The sequence below is a fragment of the Streptomyces sp. NPDC021356 genome (assembly GCF_040641015.1).
Classification (GTDB): domain Bacteria; phylum Actinomycetota; class Actinomycetes; order Streptomycetales; family Streptomycetaceae; genus Streptomyces.
This window is the reverse complement of record NZ_JBFACU010000014.1, coordinates 118,548-137,846: the sequence shown is the minus strand read 5'-3', so window position 1 is coordinate 137,846 and position 19,299 is coordinate 118,548. Positions and strand designations below refer to the sequence as shown.

16 protein-coding genes are annotated in these 19,299 nt (G+C 71.7%); 7 read left to right on the top strand and 9 right to left on the bottom strand.

Annotated elements, in window-relative coordinates; genetic code table 11:
• Positions 1–150 precede the first annotated feature (150 nt).
• A complete protein-coding gene (locus AB0G56_RS20650; protein WP_360971186.1) occupies positions 151–1,023 on the top strand; it encodes an NUDIX hydrolase in 873 nt (290 codons plus the stop codon).
• 136 nt (positions 1,024–1,159) lie between these two features.
• Entirely contained in the window at positions 1,160–2,008 is an 849-nt protein-coding gene (locus tag AB0G56_RS20645) for an MBL fold metallo-hydrolase (RefSeq protein WP_360971184.1), read from the top strand.
• Positions 2,009–2,031: 23 nt separating this feature from the next.
• Here the strand turns inward: AB0G56_RS20645 and AB0G56_RS20640 are convergent, their stop codons facing one another.
• Both AB0G56_RS20640 and AB0G56_RS20635 read right to left on the bottom strand, forming a co-directional pair.
• Positions 2,032–2,781 (bottom strand): nucleotidyltransferase domain-containing protein, encoded by a 750-nt coding sequence (locus tag AB0G56_RS20640; RefSeq protein WP_360971181.1) that lies wholly within the window; start codon positions 2,779–2,781, stop codon positions 2,032–2,034.
• Between the two features lie 71 nt (positions 2,782–2,852).
• Positions 2,853–3,527 carry a Crp/Fnr family transcriptional regulator gene (locus AB0G56_RS20635; RefSeq protein WP_009189818.1) on the bottom strand — a complete coding sequence of 225 codons (675 nt, stop codon included), beginning with the start codon at positions 3,525–3,527 and terminating at the stop codon, positions 2,853–2,855.
• A 343-nt stretch (positions 3,528–3,870) separates the two neighbouring features.
• On the opposite strand from AB0G56_RS20635, the gene nth reads away from it, so the two are divergent.
• The 3 genes from nth to AB0G56_RS20620 all read left to right on the top strand — a co-directional run bounded on the left by nth (position 3,871) and on the right by AB0G56_RS20620 (position 7,132).
• A complete protein-coding gene (nth, locus tag AB0G56_RS20630; protein WP_360971178.1) occupies positions 3,871–4,941 on the top strand; it encodes an endonuclease III in 1,071 nt (356 codons plus the stop codon).
• A 118-nt stretch (positions 4,942–5,059) separates the two neighbouring features.
• Complete coding sequence (locus tag AB0G56_RS20625; RefSeq protein ID WP_360971175.1) at positions 5,060–5,782, top strand: CoA pyrophosphatase; 723 nt, start codon at positions 5,060–5,062, stop codon at positions 5,780–5,782.
• A gap of 150 nt (positions 5,783–5,932) precedes the next feature.
• Positions 5,933–7,132, top strand: coding sequence for a MarP family serine protease (locus AB0G56_RS20620; RefSeq protein WP_360971172.1), 1,200 nt, complete (start codon positions 5,933–5,935; stop codon positions 7,130–7,132).
• A gap of 59 nt (positions 7,133–7,191) precedes the next feature.
• On the opposite strand, the gene AB0G56_RS20615 is transcribed toward AB0G56_RS20620, so the two are convergent.
• The 6 genes from AB0G56_RS20615 to AB0G56_RS20590 form a co-directional block, all read right to left on the bottom strand.
• Positions 7,192–7,371 carry a hypothetical protein gene (locus tag AB0G56_RS20615; protein WP_360971170.1) on the bottom strand — a complete coding sequence of 60 codons (180 nt, stop codon included), beginning with the start codon at positions 7,369–7,371 and terminating at the stop codon, positions 7,192–7,194.
• A gap of 152 nt (positions 7,372–7,523) precedes the next feature.
• A complete protein-coding gene (locus tag AB0G56_RS20610) occupies positions 7,524–8,474 on the bottom strand; it encodes an alpha/beta hydrolase (RefSeq protein WP_360971167.1) in 951 nt (316 codons plus the stop codon).
• Positions 8,471–8,965: a phage holin family protein gene (locus tag AB0G56_RS20605; protein ID WP_360971164.1), complete on the bottom strand. Its 495-nt coding sequence runs from the start codon at positions 8,963–8,965 to the stop codon at positions 8,471–8,473. The genes AB0G56_RS20610 and AB0G56_RS20605 overlap by 4 nt, the downstream gene beginning before the upstream one ends.
• A 69-nt stretch (positions 8,966–9,034) precedes the next feature.
• Positions 9,035–10,474, bottom strand: coding sequence for a Na+/H+ antiporter NhaA (gene nhaA / locus AB0G56_RS20600; protein WP_360971161.1), 1,440 nt, complete (start codon positions 10,472–10,474; stop codon positions 9,035–9,037).
• Between the two features lie 315 nt (positions 10,475–10,789).
• Complete coding sequence (gene acs, locus AB0G56_RS20595; RefSeq protein WP_360971158.1) at positions 10,790–12,745, bottom strand: acetate--CoA ligase; 1,956 nt, start codon at positions 12,743–12,745, stop codon at positions 10,790–10,792.
• 231 nt (positions 12,746–12,976) lie between these two features.
• Positions 12,977–15,691 (bottom strand): SulP family inorganic anion transporter, encoded by a 2,715-nt coding sequence (locus AB0G56_RS20590; RefSeq protein ID WP_360971156.1) that lies wholly within the window; start codon positions 15,689–15,691, stop codon positions 12,977–12,979.
• A 260-nt stretch (positions 15,692–15,951) separates the two neighbouring features.
• Between AB0G56_RS20590 and AB0G56_RS20585 the strand changes: the two genes are divergently transcribed.
• Positions 15,952–17,214, top strand: coding sequence for a hypothetical protein (locus tag AB0G56_RS20585; RefSeq protein ID WP_360971153.1), 1,263 nt, complete (start codon positions 15,952–15,954; stop codon positions 17,212–17,214).
• Between the two features lie 6 nt (positions 17,215–17,220).
• Here the strand turns inward: AB0G56_RS20585 and AB0G56_RS20580 are convergent, their stop codons facing one another.
• Positions 17,221–18,201 (bottom strand): ATP-binding protein, encoded by a 981-nt coding sequence (locus tag AB0G56_RS20580; RefSeq protein WP_360971150.1) that lies wholly within the window; start codon positions 18,199–18,201, stop codon positions 17,221–17,223.
• 100 nt (positions 18,202–18,301) lie between these two features.
• Between AB0G56_RS20580 and AB0G56_RS20575 the strand changes: the two genes are divergently transcribed.
• Complete coding sequence (locus AB0G56_RS20575) at positions 18,302–19,165, top strand: oxidoreductase (RefSeq protein WP_360971147.1); 864 nt, start codon at positions 18,302–18,304, stop codon at positions 19,163–19,165.
• The last annotated feature ends 134 nt before the right edge of the window (positions 19,166–19,299 follow it).

The following is a 19,299-nucleotide window of genomic DNA, read 5'->3' as shown; positions in this document are numbered from 1 at the left end:
CCCTTCCCCCCGGGTCGCAACGGCCCCTGACCCCGGGCACGGCCGCTTCTCGCCCCTGGCACGGACCCTTCTCGCCCACCGGGCACGGGCCCCCGTCCGCGATCCCAGGCACCTCTCGAACATTCGCGCGCCACGGGATAGCCTCCGGCCATGGCGAATGGGCAGTGGTTCCCTCCGGACTGGCCGGACCGCATCCGCGCGCTCGCGGACGGCACCCTCACGCCGGTCGCGCCCCGGCGCGCGGCCACCGTCATGCTCCTGCGGGACACCGACGCCGGTCCCGCCGTGCACATGCTGCGCAGACGCGCCTCCATGGCCTTCGCCGGAGGCGCGTACGCCTACCCGGGCGGCGGCGTCGACCCGCGCGACGACGACCAGCTGGTGCGCTGGGCGGGTCCCACGCGCGCGTGGTGGGCCGACCGCCTCGGCGTGGACGACGCGGCGGCCCAGGCGATCGTCTGCGCGGCCGTCCGCGAGACGTACGAGGAGGCGGGCGTCCTGCTCGCCGGGCCGGGCCCCGACTCGGTCGTCGGCGACACGACGGGCGCGGACTGGGAGGCCGACCGCGCCGCACTGGTCGGGCGGGAGCTCTCCTTCGCCGAGTTCCTCGACCGCCGCGGCCTGACCCTGCGCTCCGACCTGCTGGGTGCCTGGACGCGATGGATCACGCCCGAGTTCGAGCCCCGGCGCTACGACACCTGGTTCTTCGTGGCCGCGCTCCCGGAGGGCCAGCGGACCCGGAACGCCTCCACGGAGGCCGACCGCACGGTGTGGATCCGGCCCGCGGACGCCGCTGCCGGATACGACGAGGGCGAGTTGCTGATGATGCCGCCGACCGTCGCCACCCTGCGCCAGCTCGTCCCCTACGGCAGCCCCGCGCAGGCGCTCGGGGCGGCGGCGGAGCGGGATCTGACCCCCGTGCTCGCCCGGGCCCGCCTGGTGGACGGCGAGGTGGTCCTGTCCTGGCCGGGCCACGACGAGTTCACCCGGCGCATCCCCACCGGCGGAGCGACGACCGCATGACGCCGCCCCGGATCCGATCCTGCCCGCGGCACCGGCCCGCCCCCCGCGTCCGGCCCCGTCCACGGCACGGACTCGCCCCCCGCCTCCGCCTCCGGCCACGGCTTCGTACGCCCGATGCCCAGGAAGGTCCCCTCGCATGACGGACGCAGCAGCGCTCCCCGGCCAGCCCCGCGGTGGTGTCCTCTCCGGGCCCGCCACCGCCCGGGCGGTGAACGTCCTCGCGCCCAACGCCTCCGCCATGACCCTGGACGGCACCAACACCTGGATCGTCTCCGAGCCCGACTCGGAGTCGGCCGTGGTGATCGACCCGGGCCCGCTCGACGAGGGGCACCTGCGCAACGTCGTCGACACCGCGGAGAAGGCGGGCAAGCGCATCGCCCTGACCCTGCTGACCCACGGCCATCCCGACCACGCTGAGGGCGCCGCCCGCTTCGCCGAGCTGACCGGCACGCGCGTGCGTGCCCTCGACCCGGCCCTGCGGCTGGGCGACGAGGGCCTGGGCGCGGGGGACGTGATCCGGGTGGGCGGCCTGGAGATGGGGGTCGTCCCGACGCCCGGTCACACCGCGGACTCCCTGTGCTTCCACCTCCCGGCGGACCGCGCGGTGCTCACCGGTGACACGATCCTGGGCCGCGGCACGACGGTCGTCGCGCACCCGGACGGCCGGCTCGGCGACTACCTGGACTCGCTGCGGCGCCTGAGGTCCCTCACGGTCGACGACGGCGTGCACACCGTCCTGCCGGGCCACGGACCGGTCCTGGAGGACGCCCAGGGCGCCGTGGAGTACTACCTGGCCCACCGCGCCCACCGGCTGGCCCAGGTCGAGACGGCCGTCGAGGACGGCTACCGCAGCCCGGCCGACGTCGTCGCGCACGTGTACGCCGACGTGGACCGCTCCCTGTGGCCGGCGGCGGAGCTGTCGGTTCGGGCACAGCTCGACTACCTGCACGAGCACGGGCTGATCCAGGGCCCGGTCGGCACGTGAGCCCCGGGGCGGTGTCCCCGCGCTCAGGAGCGGGGTGCCTTGACGCCGTGCACGCGCGCGTACTCCCCGGCGAGCCAGGGGCCGAGGTCGTCGACGTACGAGCCGAGGACGGCCGGGTCACCGACGGGCTCGTACCCGCGGACGGCCGCGGCGGCCATCTGGACGGCCCGCGCGGGGTGGTACGTCCCGAAGGCGGCGGCCATCTCGTGGAGGTCGCTGGTCCAGCCCTGCCAGCGGCCCATGACCAACGTGAACCCCGTCCGCACGAGGTGCCGGGACATGAACCGGACCAGGGGCCTACGGGCCTCCTCGGTGTCCTCGGCGGTGGCGATCCGCTCCCGCCACCGGGGAAGGAGCCGGGACAGGTCCCCGTTCGTCTCGCGGGCGAGCATCGGGTCGTCCGGGCGGTAGCGGGGGAGGCGGGCGGCGAGATCGTCGCCGAGCAGGGGCGTGCACAGGCAGGCGACGAACCAGCCGAGGTCGTACCGCTCCAGGTCGCTCAGCAGCGTCTCCCGGCTGTGCAGCAGCGTGCCGACGCCGTCGACCTCGGGGAACTCCTGACCGAGCGCCGTGCCGAACGCGCGCGTGGCGTCCCGGTCGGCGTCCCCCGGTTCGCCGCGCAGGGCGACCAGCAGGTCCAGGTCGCTGCGGCCCACGCGCGCGGTACCGCGCGGGATCGACCCGTAGACGTACGCGCTGTGCAACCGCGTCCCGTAGAGGCGGGGCAGCCGCTCCCGGGCCGCGTCGAGGACGGGACGGAACGCGGCGGGCACGCGCGCGAGAGACCCTTCGCGCGCGATGTACCCCTCCGGGCTGAGGCCCTTGCGGGTGACGGGCCCGGAGGTCAGCGCGACCGCTTGGCCAGGCGCTCCACGTCGAGCAGGATGACCGCGCGCGCCTCCAGGCGGAGCCAGCCGCGCTGGGCGAAGTCGGCCAGTGCCTTGTTGACCGTCTCGCGGGACGCGCCGACCAGCTGGGCCAGCTCCTCCTGCGTCAGGTCGTGCACGACGTGGATGCCCTCCTCGGACTGCACCCCGAAGCGACGGGAGAGGTCCAGCAGGGCGCGGGCGACGCGGCCCGGCACGTCGGAGAAGACCAGGTCGGACATCTGGTCGTTGGTCTTGCGCAGTCGGCGGGCGACGGCGCGCAGCAGGGCGCCGGCCACCTCGGGCCGCACGTTCAGCCAGGGCTGGAGGTCGCCGTGGCCCAGGGCCAGCAGCTTGACCTCGGTCAGCGCCGTCGCCGTCGCGGTGCGCGGGCCCGGGTCGAAGAGCGACAGCTCGCCGATCAGCTCACCGGGGCCCACGACGGCCAGCATGTTCTCGCGGCCGTCCGGGGACGTGCGGTGCAGCTTGACCTTGCCCTCGGTGACCACGTAGAGGCGGTCACCCGGGTCACCCTCGTGGAACAGCGAGTCGCCACGTGCGAGAGTCACCTCCGTCATGGAGGCGCGAAGCTCCGCGGCCTGCTCGTCGTCGAGCGCCGCGAAGAGCGGATTGCGCCGCAGAACGTCGTCCACGAGTTCTCTCCTTGTCGACCTGCTCAGGGGATCTTGCTCCCCCGTCGCCAGGGGACCGTGTTCCCCATTTTGCCGGACGGTCCAAACAGTGTGATCTGTCACAAGGATGCCGTACAGGTGTCCCGGGGTACGCGGCAGGGGTCCAATCGGGCGCCGATCTTCGGGGTCCGGGGCGGATGTCGGTGCCGGGCCTTAGGCTGGCCGGGTGTCCGAATCGCCGGTGAGAGCACAGGCCTAGGGGGCTGGGCGGGTGGTTGTACGTAAGGATTCCGCTGTGGGCGAACAGCAGCCCGAAGGCGGTGGGAAAGCAGCGGAAGCGGCGAAAGGCGCGAACAGGACGCCCGTGAAGAAAGCGGCCGAGAAGAGCACTGCCAAGTCGACCCCCGCAGGGAAGACCGCTTCCGCGAAGAGCACCGCGAAGAAGGCCGCTCCCGCGAAGAAGGCCGCTCCCGCGAAGAAGGCCGCTCCCGCGAAGAAGGCCGCTCCCGCGAAGTCCGCTGCTGTGGAGGCGGCCGCCGTGAAGGGGGCCGCCGTGAAGAAGGCCGCGCCTCCCAAGAAGGTGACCGTCGCCCCGGAGAAGGCCATCGCCGCCGTGCGCAAGGCCTCGCCCGTGAAGGCCGTCGCCCCGAAGCCGCCGAAGGGCGAGTCGAACACCGCCCTGGTCCGCCGGGCCCGCCGCATCAACCGCGAGCTGGCCGAGGTCTACCCGTACGCCCATCCGGAACTGGACTTCGAGAACCCCTTCCAGCTGCTCGTCGCCACGGTCCTGTCCGCCCAGACCACCGATCTCCGGGTCAATCAGACGACGCCCGCCCTGTTCGCGAAGTACCCGACCCCGGAGGACCTGGCGGCGGCGGACCCCGAGGAGGTCGAGGAGATCCTGCGGCCCACCGGCTTCTTCCGGGCCAAGACCAAGTCGGTCATGGGCCTGTCCAAGGCGCTGGCGGAGGAGTTCGACGGCGAGGTCCCGGGCCGCCTGGAAGACCTGGTGAAGCTGCCCGGCGTCGGCCGCAAGACCGCCTTCGTCGTGCTGGGCAACGCCTTCGGCCGGCCCGGCATCACCGTGGACACCCACTTCCAGCGGCTGGTGAGGCGCTGGCAGTGGACCGAGGAGACCGACCCCGACAAGATCGAGGCGGCCGTCGGCGCGCTCTTCCCCAAGAGTGAGTGGACCATGCTCTCGCACCACGTGATCTTCCACGGCCGCCGCATCTGCCATGCCCGCAAGCCGGCCTGCGGCGCCTGCCCGATCGCCCCGCTCTGCCCGGCGTACGGCGAGGGGGAGACCGACCCGGAGAAGGCGAAGAAGCTGCTGAAGTACGAGAAGGGCGGCTTCCCCGGCCAGCGCCTCAAGCCCCCGCAGTCCTACCTGGACGCGGGCGGCACACCGGCACCGCCCCTGGCGGGACGATGACAGTCGAGGAACGATCTCGGTGCCCCCGGGCGTTGGACGCGACAGGACGGCGAGACGGACGGGTACGGGTGCACGCGCGGACGCGGTCATGCGCACGGGTACGGGGACGGGGGTGGCGATGACGCGAGCGAGCGAGACGGCGGACGGGCTGCGGACGGGCCGGCCGCAGAGCGGTCCGGTGGCGCTGAGCACGCAGGGCCTGCCGGAGTGGCTGGAGCCGGTCGTGCGGGTCGCCGAGACGGTCCAGCCCGTCCAGCTGAGCCGCTTCCTGCCCCCGGAGAACGGCGCGGGACGCCAGTCGGCCGTCCTCGTCCTCTTCGGGGAGGGGGAGCGCGGGCCCGAGCTGCTGCTGATGGAGCGGGCGAGTTCGCTGCGTTCGCACGCCGGACAGCCGTCCTTCCCGGGCGGTGCGCTCGACCCCGAGGACGGTGACCCGCAGGGCGAGGGACCGCTGCGGGCCGCGCTGCGCGAGGCCGAGGAGGAGACCGGACTCGACCCGGCCGGCGTCCAGTTGTTCGGCGTGCTGCCCCGGCTCTACATCCCCGTCAGCGGCTTCGTCGTGACGCCCGTGCTCGGCTGGTGGCGCGAACCCAGCCCGGTGGACGCGGTCGACCCCGCCGAGACCGCCCGCGTCTTCACCGTCCCCGTGGCGGATCTCACCCACCCCGGCAACCGGGCCACGACCGTGCATCCCAGCGGCCACAGAGGCCCGGCATTCCTGGTCGAATCGGCCCTCGTGTGGGGCTTCACGGCCGGAATCATCGACCGTCTGCTCCATTACGCGGGCTGGGAGACGCCGTGGGACCGCGACAAGCAGGTCCCGCTCGACTGGCGGTCATGACAGGGTGGGGCGTGCCGCTCGGGCCGGGATCTTCCGGGACGCCGTGTCCTGGGCTCGCCGCGCGGCCGGCCGGCCCCCGGCCGACCTGTGACCTGTGACCTGACCCGTGACCTGTGGTGACCGGAAGACGATGAGGCGAGGCTCGACGCGGTGAACGTGCTGGACATCCTGCTGCTGGTCGCCGCCGTGTGGTTCGCGGTCGTCGGGTACCGCCAGGGATTCGTCGTCGGCATACTGTCGGTGATCGGCTTCCTGGGCGGCGGCCTGGTCGCCGTGTACACGCTCCCGGTCATCTGGGACGCCCTGACGGACAACACGCCCATCAGCACCACCACGGCCGTCGTCGCCGTCATCATCGTCATCGTCTGCGCCTCGGTCGGCCAGGCCCTGACCACGCACCTCGGCAACAAACTGCGCGTGCACATCACCTGGTCCCCGGCCCGCGCCCTGGACGCGACCGGCGGCGCCCTGGTCAACGTCGTCGCGATGCTGCTCGTCGCCTGGCTGATCGGCTCGGCCCTGGGCGGCACGACCATACCGACCCTGGGCAAGGAGGTGCGCTCCTCCAGGGTGCTGCTCGGGGTCTCCCAGGTGATGCCGCAGCAGGCGAACACCTGGTTCGCGGACTTCACCTCGGTCCTCGCGCAGAACGGCTTCCCGCAGGTCTTCAGCCCCTTCACCGACGAACCGATCACCGACGTACGGCCCCCGGACCCGGCCCTGCGCACCAGCGCGGTCGCCCACAGCGCCAAACGGTCCGTCGTCAAGGTCGTCGGCACGGCCGGCAGCTGCGGCAAGGTGCTGGAGGGCAGCGGGTTCGTCTTCGCCGACCGCCGGGTCATGACCAACGCGCACGTCGTCGGCGGCGTAGACCAGCCCACCGTGCAGATAGGCGGCGAGGGCCGCAGGTACGACGCGAAGGTGGTGCTCTACGACTGGCACCGCGACATCGCCGTCCTCGACGTACCCGACCTGAAGGCGCCCGTGCTGCACTTCTCCGACGCGGTCGCGCACAACAAGGACAGCGCGATCGTCGCCGGCTTCCCGGAGAACGGGTCGTACGACGTCCGCGCCGCCCGCGTGCGCGGGCGCATCACGGCGAACGGCCCGGACATCTACCACCGGGGCACCGTCCGCCGCGACGTCTACTCGATCTACGCGACCGTCCGCCAGGGCAACTCCGGCGGCCCCCTGCTCACCACCGACGGCCGGGTCTACGGGGTGGTGTTCGCGAAGTCCCTCGACGACGCCAACACCGGTTACGCCCTCACCGCCGAGGAGATCCAGCAGGACATCGCCAAGGGCCGCACGGCCGACCAGCAGGTGGACAGCGACCGCTGCGCCATGTGAGACCGGTCCGGCACGCGACCTGGGGACGCGCCCGCCCGGCGGCGGAGCCCGGTGGCGGGTCAGCCGCGGGGATGCCGCAGGCGTACCGAGACCCAGCGGGCGCGGCGGCGCAGGATGTGCGGAATGCCGACCCGGGGGTCCGTGCCCGTCAGTTGCGGGGCTTCCCTGTGCAGGGAGCCCGGACCGCTCGCCGATCGGCGGGTGCGTGCTACGTCACTGTAGTCGTGCGTCCAGCCCATACCCCGACGTCTGCCCCCGTCCCAAGGTCGATAACCGCCTGCGGGCGCCTCAATTGGCCTATGCGCCGGGCAATTGGCCGTTCGTTGGACAGGTGTTCAGGTTCGGATACCGGGCGCATCCGAACGGTCACGGAACGGTCGCACACCGGCCGTCAGCGATCGGGTTCGGGATCCTTCAACCAGCTGATCAGCTCGGTCGAGAAGGCCGCGGGGTCCTCCTCGTGCGGGAAGTGCCCGAGCCCGTCGAACAGGCGCCAGCGGTACGGGGCCTCCACGTACTCGCCGGAACCGGCCGCGCTGCGGGTGCGCTGCACCGGGTCGAGGGAGCCGTGCAGATGCAGCGTCGGTACGAGCACCGGACGCTTCATCCGGCGGTAGAACTGGATGCCGTCCGGGCGGGCCAGGGAACGCACCAGCCAGCGGTACGGCTCGACGGAGCAATGCGCCGTCGACGGGATGCACATGGCCCTGCGGTACGTCTCCACCGCGTCGTCGTCCGGCAGCCGCGGTCCCGACCAGTCCCGTACGAGACGGGCCACCAGCGCGCCGTCGTCGGCGGTGAGCTGCCGCTCGGGGATCCACGGCCGCTGGAAGCCCCAGACGTAGGAACTCGCCGCGGTCTGCCGGGCGTCGGACAGCATCGCCGACCGCCAGCGCCGCGGGTGGGGCATCGAGGCGACGGCGAGGCGCCGGACGAGCTTGGGGCGCATCGCCGCCGCCGTCCAGGCCAGGTAGCCGCCGAAGTCGTGGCCGACCAGCGCCGCGTCGGGCTCACCGAGGGAGCGGATCACGCCGGTGATGTCCAGGGCGAGATTGGCCGGGTCGTAACCGCGCGGCGTACGGTCGCTGCCGCCCACTCCCCGCAGGTCCATCGCCACGGCCCTGAAGCCCGCGTCGGCGAGCGCGGTGAGCTGGTGCCGCCAGGTCCACCAGAACTGCGGGAAGCCGTGCAGCAGGAGAACCAGCGGTCCGTCGCCCGTCTCGGCGATGTGGAAACGGGCGCCGTTGGCGGCGACGTCCCGGTGCGTCACCTTCCGGTCGCCGGGGATGCCGATCCGTACGACCGAGGTCGATTGCGCCGAAGGAGTGGCGGGGTCCGTCATGAGGACGAGCGTGCCACAGCCTCGATGGCCGGCGGGGTGCGGTCCTCCAGAGCGGCGGTTTCCGGACGTGGGTGCGGCTTTGCGTTCTGGAGCACGCCGGCGGTCTGCTTCATGGAGGCGGCCACCTTCTGGGGGCCCTTGCCCTTCTTGGCCTTCTTGGCGAAGACGGTGCCGATCAGGCCGAGGAACCCGGCGACCAGGACGTTGGCCGCGAAGGAAAGCACGAAGCAGATCGCGAGATTCCAGCCGCTCCAGGTCCGGATGCCGTACGCGAGAGCGAAGTTGAGCATCGGCAGCGAGAAGAGCAGGATCGCGCCGGCCACCGAGAACGCGCCGCCGCTCACCGCGCCACGCTTGACGTCCTGTTTCAGCTGCGCCTTCGCCAACGCGATCTCGTCGTGCACCAGCGCCGACATCTCCGCCGTCGCCGAGGCGAACAGCTGGCCGATGCTGCGTTCGGCGCCGACCGGGCTGCCGTCGGGTGCGCTCATCGCGGTCTCCCTCTTCTGCCTGACTCTGCGTTCCGGGAACGGTCCGGGTTTTTGTACCGTCCCGTCAGATCATGCCGGACTGTCGTTCTGCTCGCCTGCCCCGCCCTGCACTTCCGCAAGCCGCCCTGCCCGTTCGGCCTCCTTGCGGGTGGCGATCCGACGGTGTTCGGCGGCCTTGCGTTCGAGGATCGCCGCCATGCGCAGGTGGTAGGCGGGGTCGTCCTCCTCGTACACGTCCGGGATGCCGTCGAGGTCGTCGTCGCGCTCCTCGGCCTCGCACATCTTGCGGTATTTCGCGTTCCGTATCTTGAGGAGCACGGTCGCGAGCGCTGCCGCGATGACCGAGCCGGTGAGGACGGCGGCCTTGACCTCGTCGGTCAGCGTCGCGTCGCCCTGGAAGGCCAGTTCGCCGATGAGCAGGGAGACGGTGAAGCCGATCCCGGCGAGCGTGGCGAGGGCGAAGACGTCGGCCCAGGCCAGGTCGTCGCTGAGCGACGCCTTGGTGAACCGGGCGGTGAGCCAGGTCCCGCCGAAGATGCCCACCGTCTTGCCGACGACCAGGCCGAGCACGACACCGAGCGTCTCGGGCCGGGTGAACACGTCGGCCAGCGCTCCGCCGGAGACGGAGACGCCCGCGCTGAACAGTGCGAACAGGGGGACGGCCAGGCCCGCCGACAGGGGGCGTACGAGATGCTCGATGTGCTCGCCGGGCGAGTGCTCCTCGCCCTCGCGGGTGGCGCAGCGCAGCATCAGGCCCATCGCGACGCCCGCGATGGTGGCGTGCACGCCGCTGTTGTACATCAGCCCCCAGATGACGAGAGCGAGCGGCACGTACACGTACCACCCGCGCACGCCCTTGCGCAGCAGCAGCCAGAAGACGGCCAGGCCCGCGACCGCTCCGGCGAGGGCTGCGAAGTTCAGGTGGTCGGTGAAGAAGACCGCGATGATCAGGATGGCGAACAGGTCGTCGACGACGGCGAGGGTGAGCAGGAAGGCGCGCAGCGCGCTGGGCAGGGAGGTGCCGATGACCGCGAGTACGGCCAGCGCGAAGGCGATGTCGGTCGCGGTCGGCACCGCCCAGCCGCCGAGCGAGCCGCCGCCGGTGAGGTTGGTGAGGGCGTACACCGCCGCGGGGGCCGCCATACCGCACAGGGCGGCGACCACCGGCAGGACGGCGGCTCTGGGGTCGCGCAGATCGCCCGCGACCAGTTCCCGCTTGAGTTCGATGCCGGCGACGAAGAAGAAGACGGCGAGGAGCCCGTCGGCGGCCCAGTGCGCCACGGACAGGTCGAGGCCGAGGGCGGAGGGGCCGAAGCGGAAGTGGCTGACGCTCTCGTAGCCGGCGTGCAGGGCGGGGATGTTCGCCCAGACGAGCGCGGCGATCGCCGCGAGCAGCAGCAGGACACCGCCCACGGTCTCGGTGCGCAGGGCGTCGGCGACGAAGTTCCGCTCCGGCAGGGACAGGCGTCCGAGGACTTTGCGGGCGGCGCGGGAGCGGGGGGTGGCCACGGGAACCTCCGGTCGGTGGGCAGCGCTGAGCACATGCCGACCAGACTTCCCGGCGCACCTGAGGATCTTGTTGCGTTGTGTTGCTTTGCTTAGTTTACCTAACGTGCGCCGGGAGGGCATACACGCTGGGACCTCGCACGCCCCACGGTGGAGCGGAGCGCGCGAAAGGGCACCCGGCGTCGCTTCCGCCGAGTGCCCTCTCGCGCTGTTCCCAGTCCTGGGCCTGTCCGGGAGCCGGACCTGGACCAGGGCCCTGGAGCCGGTCGTGCTCGGAGCGGGCCGCTGAGCCCGTCGTGCCCGGAGCCGGTCCTGGCGTCAGTCTTCGCTGGGCGCCGCCGGGAGCTGCGTCTGGATGAGGTCCATGACGGTGGAGTCCGTCAGGGTCGTCACGTCCCCGAGCTGCCGGTTCTCCGCCACGTCACGCAGCAGACGGCGCATGATCTTGCCGGAGCGGGTCTTCGGCAGCTCCGCCACCGGCAGGATCCGCTTCGGCTTGGCGATCGGGCCGAGCGTGCTGCCCACGTGGTTGCGCAGGTTGTTGACCAGGTCGTCGGTCTCGGCGGCCGTACCGCGCAGGATGACGAAGGCCACGATCGCCTGTCCGGTGGTCTCGTCCGCCGCGCCGACCACGGCCGCCTCGGCGACCGAGGGGTGCGAGACGAGCGCGGACTCCACCTCGGTGGTGGAGATGTTGTGCCCGGAGACCAGCATCACGTCGTCCACGCGGCCGAGCAGCCAGATGTCGCCGTCGTCGTCCTTCTTGGCACCGTCACCGGCGAAGTACAGGCCCTCGAAGCGGGACCAGTAGGTGTCGATGAACCGCTGGTCGTCGCCCCAGATGGTGCGCAGCATCGACGGCCACGGCTCGGTGAGCACCAGGTAGCCACCGCCGCCGTCGGGCACCTCGTTCGCCTCGTCGTCGACGACGGTCGCGCTGATGCCGGGCAGCGGGCGCTGCGCGGAGCCCGGCTTGGCCTCCGTCACGCCCGGCAGCGGGGAGATCATCATGCCGCCGGTCTCCGTCTGCCACCAGGTGTCGACGACCGGGGTGCGGTCCGCGCCGATGTTCTTGCGGTACCAGATCCACGCCTCGGGGTTGATCGGCTCGCCGACCGAGCCGAGCACCCGCAGGGAGGACAGGTCGAACTTCGCGGGGATGTCGTCGCCCCACTTCATGAACGTACGGATCGCGGTCGGCGCCGTGTAGAGGATCGTGACGCCGTACTTCTGCACGATCTCCCAGAACCTGCCCTGGTGCGGCGTGTCCGGCGTGCCCTCGTACATGACCTGGGTGCCGCCGTTGGCCAGCGGCCCGTACACGATGTACGAGTGGCCGGTGACCCAGCCGACGTCGGCGGTGCACCAGTACACGTCCGTCTCCGGCTTCAGGTCGAAGACGGCCCAGTGCGTGTACGCGACCTGGGTCAGGTAGCCGCCGGAGGTGTGCAGGATGCCCTTCGGCTTCCCTGTGGTGCCCGAGGTGTAGAGGATGAACAGCGGGTGCTCGGCGTCGAACGCCTCCGGGGTGTGCTCGGCCGACTGCCGGCCGACGACCTCGTGCCACCACAGGTCGCGGCTGTCGTCCCAGGCGACCTCCTGGCCGGTGCGGCGGACCACGAGCACGTTGCGGACGTTCTCCACGCGTCCGACCGCCTCGTCGACGGCCGGCTTGAGCGCGGACGGCTTGCCGCGGCGGTAGCCGCCGTCAGCCGTGATGACGACCTTGGCGTCGGCGTCCTGGATGCGGGTGGCGAGCGCGTCCGAGGAGAAACCGCCGAAGACGACGGAGTGCGCCGCACCGATGCGGGCACAGGCCAGCATCGCGACCGCGGTCTCCGGGATCATCGGCATGTAGATCGCGACCCGGTCGCCCTTCCGGACACCCAACTCGGTCAGGGCGTTCGCCGCCCTGGACACCTCGTCCTTCAGCTCGGCGTAGGTGATGGAACGGCTGTCGCCGGGCTCACCCTCGAAGTGGATCGCGACGCGGTCCCCGTGTCCGGCCTCCACATGCCGGTCCACGCAGTTGTACGCCACGTTGAGCGTGCCGTCCTTGAACCACTTGGCGAACGGGGGGTTCGACCAGTCGAGGGTCTCGGTCGGCTCTTCGGCCCAGGTCAGCCGGCGGGCCTGCTCGGCCCAGAAGCCGAGCCTGTCAGCCTTGGCCTGTTCGTACGCCTCTGCCGTGACGTTGGCGTTGGCGGCCAGGTCAGCAGGCGGCGCGAAGCGTCGCTCCTCCTTAAGAAGGTTGGCCAGGCTTTCGTTGCTCACGACATCTCCCTTTCCCAGGGTGTCCGTTGTGTCCCAGACCACAGCTCATCAGACCCGGGGGCCGGATGACAAGGGCCGACGGGCAATTGGTTTAGACCTGTTGCGGTGTACTCACCCGGTCCCGACGGTCGGCGGCGGGCGGCGGGTGGCGGCCAGGTTCAGCATGGCCCCCGGAAGCAAGGGGGGCCATGCCTCGGAGACGCGTGTCGTCGGTCGGCCGGTTGATCATTCTCACACCGCGCTGGACATGCCCGTCGCCGATTCCGCAGTCTCCGACTCTGCCTCTGCCTGCACTTCTACGGGCATGAACGCCTTCCTTCCACTGCCGTCGGTCTCCGTGAGCAGATACGCCCGCGCCTCGGCCACGTCGAAGTACATCCCGTGCAGCTCCAGCGCGCCCTCGCGCAGCGCCCGGGCCACCGAGTCGTGGGCCCGCAGGTGCTCCAGTTGCTGGACGATGTTGGTCAGGCACAGTCGTTCGACCGCGTCGGTGGGGCGTCGGCCGTCCAGCAGCGGGCCGGTACCGTCCCCGTCGGTCATCCGCTCCAGGCCGGCGGCTCCGTGCCGCAGCCACCGCCCGAGCGGCGTACCGCTGTCCCCGGAGCCGGAGCCGGAGCCGGAGCCGGAGCCGGAGCCGGAGCCGGAGCCGGAGCCGGAGCCGGAGCCGGAGCCGGAGCCGGAGCCGGAGCCGGAGCCCGAGCCGGGGCCGGAGCCCGAGCCGGGGCCGGAGCGCCGGCGTGGCCCCGTACCGAGGAGGGTCTGCATGGCGCCGCACCCGGAATGGCCGCACACCGTGAGGGAGCGGACCCCGAGCACGTCCACCGCGTACTCGATCCCGGCGGCCACCGAGTCGTCCCCGCCGTCCTGCCCGGGGAGCGGCACGAGGTTGCCCACGTTCCGTACGACGAAGAGGTCGCCGGGGCCGCTGCCGGTGATCATCGAGGTGACCGACCGTGAGTCGGCGCAGGTGAGGAAGAGCTGGGGCGGCTGATGCCCCTCCTGCGCCAGTCGCGTCAGCTCGTCCCGCGCCTGGGGAGCGGTGGTCCGCCGGAACGTGCCGATGCCGCGCGCCAATTGCTCCCTGCTCGGGCCGGGCGAGGAAACCGGACCGGACGCGGTGGCGTGTTCCGAAGGTGCGGTGGGTTTCGAAGGCGGGGGGTGTTCTGAAGGTGCGGCGGGTTCTGAAGGTGCAGTGGGTTTCGAAGGTGCGGCGGGTTCTGAAGGTGCAGCGGGTTTCGAAGGTGCGGTGGGTCCGAGAGCGGTGGCCGGTTCGGGAGCGGTTGCAGGTCCGGATAGGGCGGCAAGCCCGGGCCGGGAAACGGGGCCGGGGCACTGGTGGTTGCGCCAGGGCGTCCACGGACCACACTGGCATCCGGCACCGGCCGGTCCGGCCGGCTCGACGATGCGGACTCCAGCCGTACGGCGGCCGGTGAGCCGGACGGAGCCGCCCTGCGCGGTATGAGTGCGCTGCCAGTCCGACAGGGCCTCGTACGCCGCGTGATCCATGAAGGAGCCGTCCAACTCGACGACCGCGTCCGCTCCGTGCGGGACGCGGTGCAGGGTCCGGCTGAGCCGGGGCACCGCGAGGAACGTCAACTGCCCTCGTACTCGGACACGGTGGACTCCTTCCTGCTCGTCGTGGGTGATGCGGGTACGGGAGAGGCGGTGCAGGGCGACGGCGACGGCCACGGCGACTCCGAGGGCCACGCCCTGGAGGACGCCCAGCGTCACCACGCCGAGGGTGGTCACGGCGTACACCGGGACTTCCCGGTGGCGGGTCACCGTACGGATGTGGCGCGGGGAGACCATCTGGATGCCGACGGCCATCACGAGAGCGGCGAGCGAGGCGAGCGGGATGAACTCCAGGACCGGGACCAGCAGTAGCGCGGCGATCACTACGAGAACGCCGTGCAGCATCGTGGAGTTCCGGCTCACGGCCCCCGCGCGCACATTCACCGAACTGCGCACCGCCACCCCCGCCACCGGGAGGCCGCCGAGCGCGCCGGAGACGACATTGGCGGCACCCTGGCCGAGCAGCTCCCGGTCCAGGTCGGAGCGGGCTGGACCAACAGCCGGTCCCGGGCGGCCGGCCACCAGCTTGTCCACGGCTACGGCGCCGAGCAGCGACTGCACGCTGCACACCAGCGTGGTGCTGAACACCGCGGCGAGGAGGCCGAGGACCGGCCCCTCGGGCAGGCCGGCCAGGGCGTGGCTGCGCCAGGACGGCAGGACGACCCGGGGCAGTGCCAGCCCGGTGAGGCAGACGATCGCGGTGGCCCCGGCGACGGCGACGAGCGCGGCGGGCACGGTGCGCAGGAGCCGCCCGGTGCGGCCCGGCAGCCGGGGCCAGGACAGCAGGAGTGCCAGGGTGAGCGCGCCCGCCGCGAGCGCGGCGGGGTCCGGAGCGGACAACTGGGAGGGCAGCGCGAGCACATTGCCGAGCACGGAACTGCGGGGGCTGCCGCCGAGGACGATGTGCAGCTGGGCGACGGCGATGGTGATCCCGATGCCGGCGAGCATGCCGTGCACGACGGCGGGACTGACGGCGAGGGCGCCGCGGGCCACCCGCAGGCAGCCCAAAGCGAGTTGGGCCAGGCCGGCGAGGACGGTGATGGCACACGTCGTTCGCCAGCCGTAGCGGTGGATGAGGTCCGCGGTGACGACGGTGAGCCCGGCTGCGGGTCCGCTGACCTGGAGCGGGGAGCCGCCGAGACGTCCGGCGACCAGCCCGCCGACGGCCGCGGCCACCAGCCCGGCCTGGAGTGGGGCACCGATGGCGAGGGCGATGCCGAGGGAGAGCGGCAGGGCGATCAGGAAGACCGCGACGGCGGCCGAGAGGTCGGCGCCCGCGACACGGGGGCGGCGCCGCGGCGGGGGCGGGCTGTGAGGCGGGTGGGAGCGCTCGGTCCGCGCGGAGCCGGTGTGGGCGGGGACGCAGGCTGACATCTCTCTGCTCTCCTTGCGGGAGAAGGCGAATACAAGATTAGGTAAAGCAAAAGTAATGCAACGTAAAGTCCTCACATAGGTTTTCTGCGCAAATGGGGGACTGAATCACCTTGACGGGTGAAGTGAGCCTTTTATCGGCTTGTCGTACTAATCCCTTCTCGCCCCACGTGCGACCTTGACGGCGCTGTCGGCACGGCCGGCACAGCACCAGCACACGCCGTCTCGGCGTTGGACGAGAGAAGGAAGAAGGTGGGCGGAACATGGCCGCCAACCAGAGGATCGCCGCGAGCGTCGTCGCCGCCGTGGCTTGTGCCTCGTCGCTCGCCGGTTGTGCGAGCGGCACCGACGCGCCCGAGCGGCACGGCGCGCACGGTGCACCGAAGGCCGCGCAGGCGCCCGGGAGCGCCGTCCGCCTGATCGGCGACGGGTCGACCTCGTACACCGGGGCCCAGCCCCACCTGCCCAGGCCCGAGCGGCTGAAGGCGGGTGAGAAGCCTCCGCAGTTCGTCGTGTTCTCCTGGGACGGCGCGGGCGAGGACAGCCAGAAGCTGTTCTCCCACTTCCGCAAGGTGGCCAAGGAGAACAACGCGAAGATGACGTTCTTCCTCAGCGGTGTGTACATGCTGCCGAAGGAGAAGCGTGATCTGTACCGGCCGCCGCAGCACGCCCAGGGCAGTTCGGACATCGGTTTCAACGACGAGCAGGGCATCGCCGACACCGCCCGGCAGGTACGCCTCGCGTGGCTGGAGGGCAACGAGATCGGCACCCACTTCAACGGCCACTTCTGCGGCCCCGACGGCGGCGTCGGCCAGTGGTCGGTGGACGAGTGGAAGAGCGAGATCGACCAGGCCAAGCAGTTCGTGAAGACCTGGAAGACCACCAGCGGTCTGAAGAAGGCCGCCGCGCTGCCCTTCGACTACGACAAGGAGCTGATCGGCGGCCGCACCCCCTGCCTGGAGGGTCAGAAGAACTTCGTGAAGGCGGCGAGCCAGATGGGCTTCCGCTACGACAGCAGCGGTGTGAACGACCAGGTCTGGCCGAAGAAGCGCAGCGGCCTGTGGGACCTGTCGATGCAGCTGGTGCCCTTCCCCGGGCACACCTTCGAGCAACTGACCATGGACTACAACTTCATGGTCAACCAGTCGGGCACGCAGACCCAGGGCGACCCCGACAAGTTCGACTACTGGGGCGACCAGATGCGCGACGGCCTGCTCAAGGGCTTCTACCGGGCCTACGACGGCAACCGCGCGCCGCTGGTCATCGGCAACCACTTCGAGTCGTGGAACGGCGGTACCTACATGCGCGCCGTCGAGGAGGTCGTGAAGGAGGTCTGCGACAAGCCCGAGGTGCGCTGCGTCTCCTTCCACCAGCTGGCGGACTGGCTCGACGCCCAGGACCCGCAGACCCTCGCCGAGCTGCGCGGGCTGAAGGTCGGCGAAGCCCCCAAACAGGGCTGGGCGTCCTTCCTGTCCGGCCGCCCGGCCCCGGCGCCCAAGGGAGTCCCCGGGGCACCGAAGCCGTAGCGATCGTCAGACGGAGGCGGTGACGCCCTCGCCCAGGACGAAACCGGGGTCGACCTGGGCCGCCAGGTCGGCCCCGGTGCGTTCGTTCCCCCAGGAGGCGGCGTTCTTCAGGTGGAAGTGCGCCATCTGCTGGGTGTAGCGCTCCCAGTCACGCAGTTCGTAGGTGGCGTCGGCGGCGACCTGGAGGGTGCGCAGGGCGCGGCGGTTGACGTCCTCCAGGAGCTCGAACCGGGGCGGGCGGCCCTTCTCCATGGCGCGCACCCAGTCGGAGTGCCCGACCGTCACGAGCAGGTCGTCCCCGACCTCGGCGCGCAGGAAGTCGAGGTCGTCCTGGCCCTGCACCTTGTTGCCGACGACCCTCAGGACGACGCCGAAGTCGCGGGCGTACTCCTTGTACTGGCGGTAGACGGAGACCCCCTTACGGGTCGGCTCGGCGACGAGGAACGTGATGTCGAAGCGGGTGAACATGCCGGAGGCGAAGGAGTCCGAACCCGCCGTCATGTCCACCACGACGTACTCGTCGCGGCTGTCCACCAGGTGGTTCAGGTACAGCTCCACCGCTCCCGTCTTGGAGTGGTAGCAGGCGACCCCCAGGTCGGCGTCCGTGAAGGGCCCGGTGACCATCAAACGGACGGCGCCGCCGTCGAGTTCCACGCGCCGTGCGCAGGCGTCGTAGAGCGGGTTGTTCTCGGCCACGCGCAGCAGCCGCGATCCCTCACCGGGCGGTGTCGTCTTGATCATCGTCTCGGCGGAGGCGATGCGCGGGTTGCTGCCACGCAGGTAGTCCTTGATGAGGGGGAGCCGGTCACCCATCGCGGGCAGCTCCGCCGCGAGGTCCTCCTCCAGGCCCAGCGCCGCTCCCAGGTGCTGGTTGATGTCGGCGTCGACGGCGACGACGGGCGCCCCGGTCGCCGCCAGGTGGCGGATGAAGAGGGACGACAGCGTGGTCTTCCCGCTGCCGCCCTTCCCGACGAAAGCAATTTTCATGTTCACGAAGCGTAGTGCGGAGATAGCTGTACGTGGCAGCTTGCGTGAAGAAGACCACTCCTTCGGGGAAGCGGGCGCCCGGGTGCGTAGGGTCGTACTCATGAGTACGACAGGCGCGTCAGCCGGTCCTCCGCCCAGCCCGCGGACGACTCCGAACGGGGAGGACCCCCTCGCCGCCCTCGCGGCGCTGCCCGGGGTGGCCGAGGCCGTGGAGTCCGTGCGCAAGGCCGTGGACCGGGTCTACGGACACCGGATCATGCGGCGCCGCAGCAACGCGGTCACCGCCGAGGCGGCGCTGCGCGGCTCACGCGGCTCCGCGGCGTTGTCCGGGGCCGACTGGGCCCTGGAGGAGGTGCGCCGACGGACCGATTTCAGCGGCGACGACGAGGCACGCGTGCTTGGCGCGGCGCTGCGGCTGACGGCCGAGGCCGGTCAGTTGCTCTCCATCTGGCGGCAGTCGCCCCTGCGGGTGCTGGCCCGGCTCCACCTGGTGGCCGCGGCCGGCAAGGAGGACAGCGTCGGACGGCCGCGCCAGGCGGGTGAGAGTGTCGACGAGCCGCTGGTCGAGCTGCCGCCGCCCGGCGCGGCCGAGGTCTCGGGGCGCCTGGAAGGCCTGTCGGAGCTGATCATCGCGGGCAGTTCCGCACCCGCCCTGGTGACGGCTGCCGTGGTGCACGGCGAACTTCTGGCGCTGCGCCCCTTCGTCTCCCGTAACGGCCTGATCGCGCGCACCGCCGAACGCATCGTCCTGGTCGGCAGCGGCCTGGACCCGAAGTCGGTCTGCCCGGCCGAGGTGGGCCACGCCGAACTGGGCAGGGCGGCCTATCTGGCGGCCCTGGACGGGTACGTCTCCGGCACCCCGGACGGCATGGCGGCCTGGATCACCCACTGCGCCAGGGCGGTCGAGCTGGGGGCGCGCGAGTCGACGGCGGTGTGCGAGGCACTGCAGCGCGGGGCGGCGTAGGCGGGGACGCCGGAAGGGGCTGCGGCCGGGGCGGATCCGGCCGGGAAGAGGGTTGCGGCGGTACGAGTGCTCGTACCGCCGCTGGCATGTCCACCGCGTTACCAAGCGTCCTCGATATGTCGCCCATCAGGTCG

Coding starts and splice junctions, on each gene's coding strand:
- AB0G56_RS20580 (WP_360971150.1), bottom strand. CDS start 18,201: ATGAAAATTGCTTTCGTCGGGAAGGGCGGCAGCGGGAAGACCACGCTG.
- AB0G56_RS20625 (WP_360971175.1), top strand. CDS start 5,060: ATGACGCGAGCGAGCGAGACGGCGGACGGGCTGCGGACGGGCCGGCCG.
- AB0G56_RS20590 (WP_360971156.1), bottom strand. CDS start 15,691: ATGTCAGCCTGCGTCCCCGCCCACACCGGCTCCGCGCGGACCGAGCGC.
- AB0G56_RS20645 (WP_360971184.1), top strand. CDS start 1,160: ATGACGGACGCAGCAGCGCTCCCCGGCCAGCCCCGCGGTGGTGTCCTC.
- AB0G56_RS20650 (WP_360971186.1), top strand. CDS start 151: ATGGCGAATGGGCAGTGGTTCCCTCCGGACTGGCCGGACCGCATCCGC.
- AB0G56_RS20610 (WP_360971167.1), bottom strand. CDS start 8,474: ATGACGGACCCCGCCACTCCTTCGGCGCAATCGACCTCGGTCGTACGG.
- AB0G56_RS20605 (WP_360971164.1), bottom strand. CDS start 8,965: ATGAGCGCACCCGACGGCAGCCCGGTCGGCGCCGAACGCAGCATCGGC.
- AB0G56_RS20585 (WP_360971153.1), top strand. CDS start 15,952: ATGGCCGCCAACCAGAGGATCGCCGCGAGCGTCGTCGCCGCCGTGGCT.
- AB0G56_RS20615 (WP_360971170.1), bottom strand. CDS start 7,371: ATGGGCTGGACGCACGACTACAGTGACGTAGCACGCACCCGCCGATCG.
- AB0G56_RS20575 (WP_360971147.1), top strand. CDS start 18,302: ATGAGTACGACAGGCGCGTCAGCCGGTCCTCCGCCCAGCCCGCGGACG.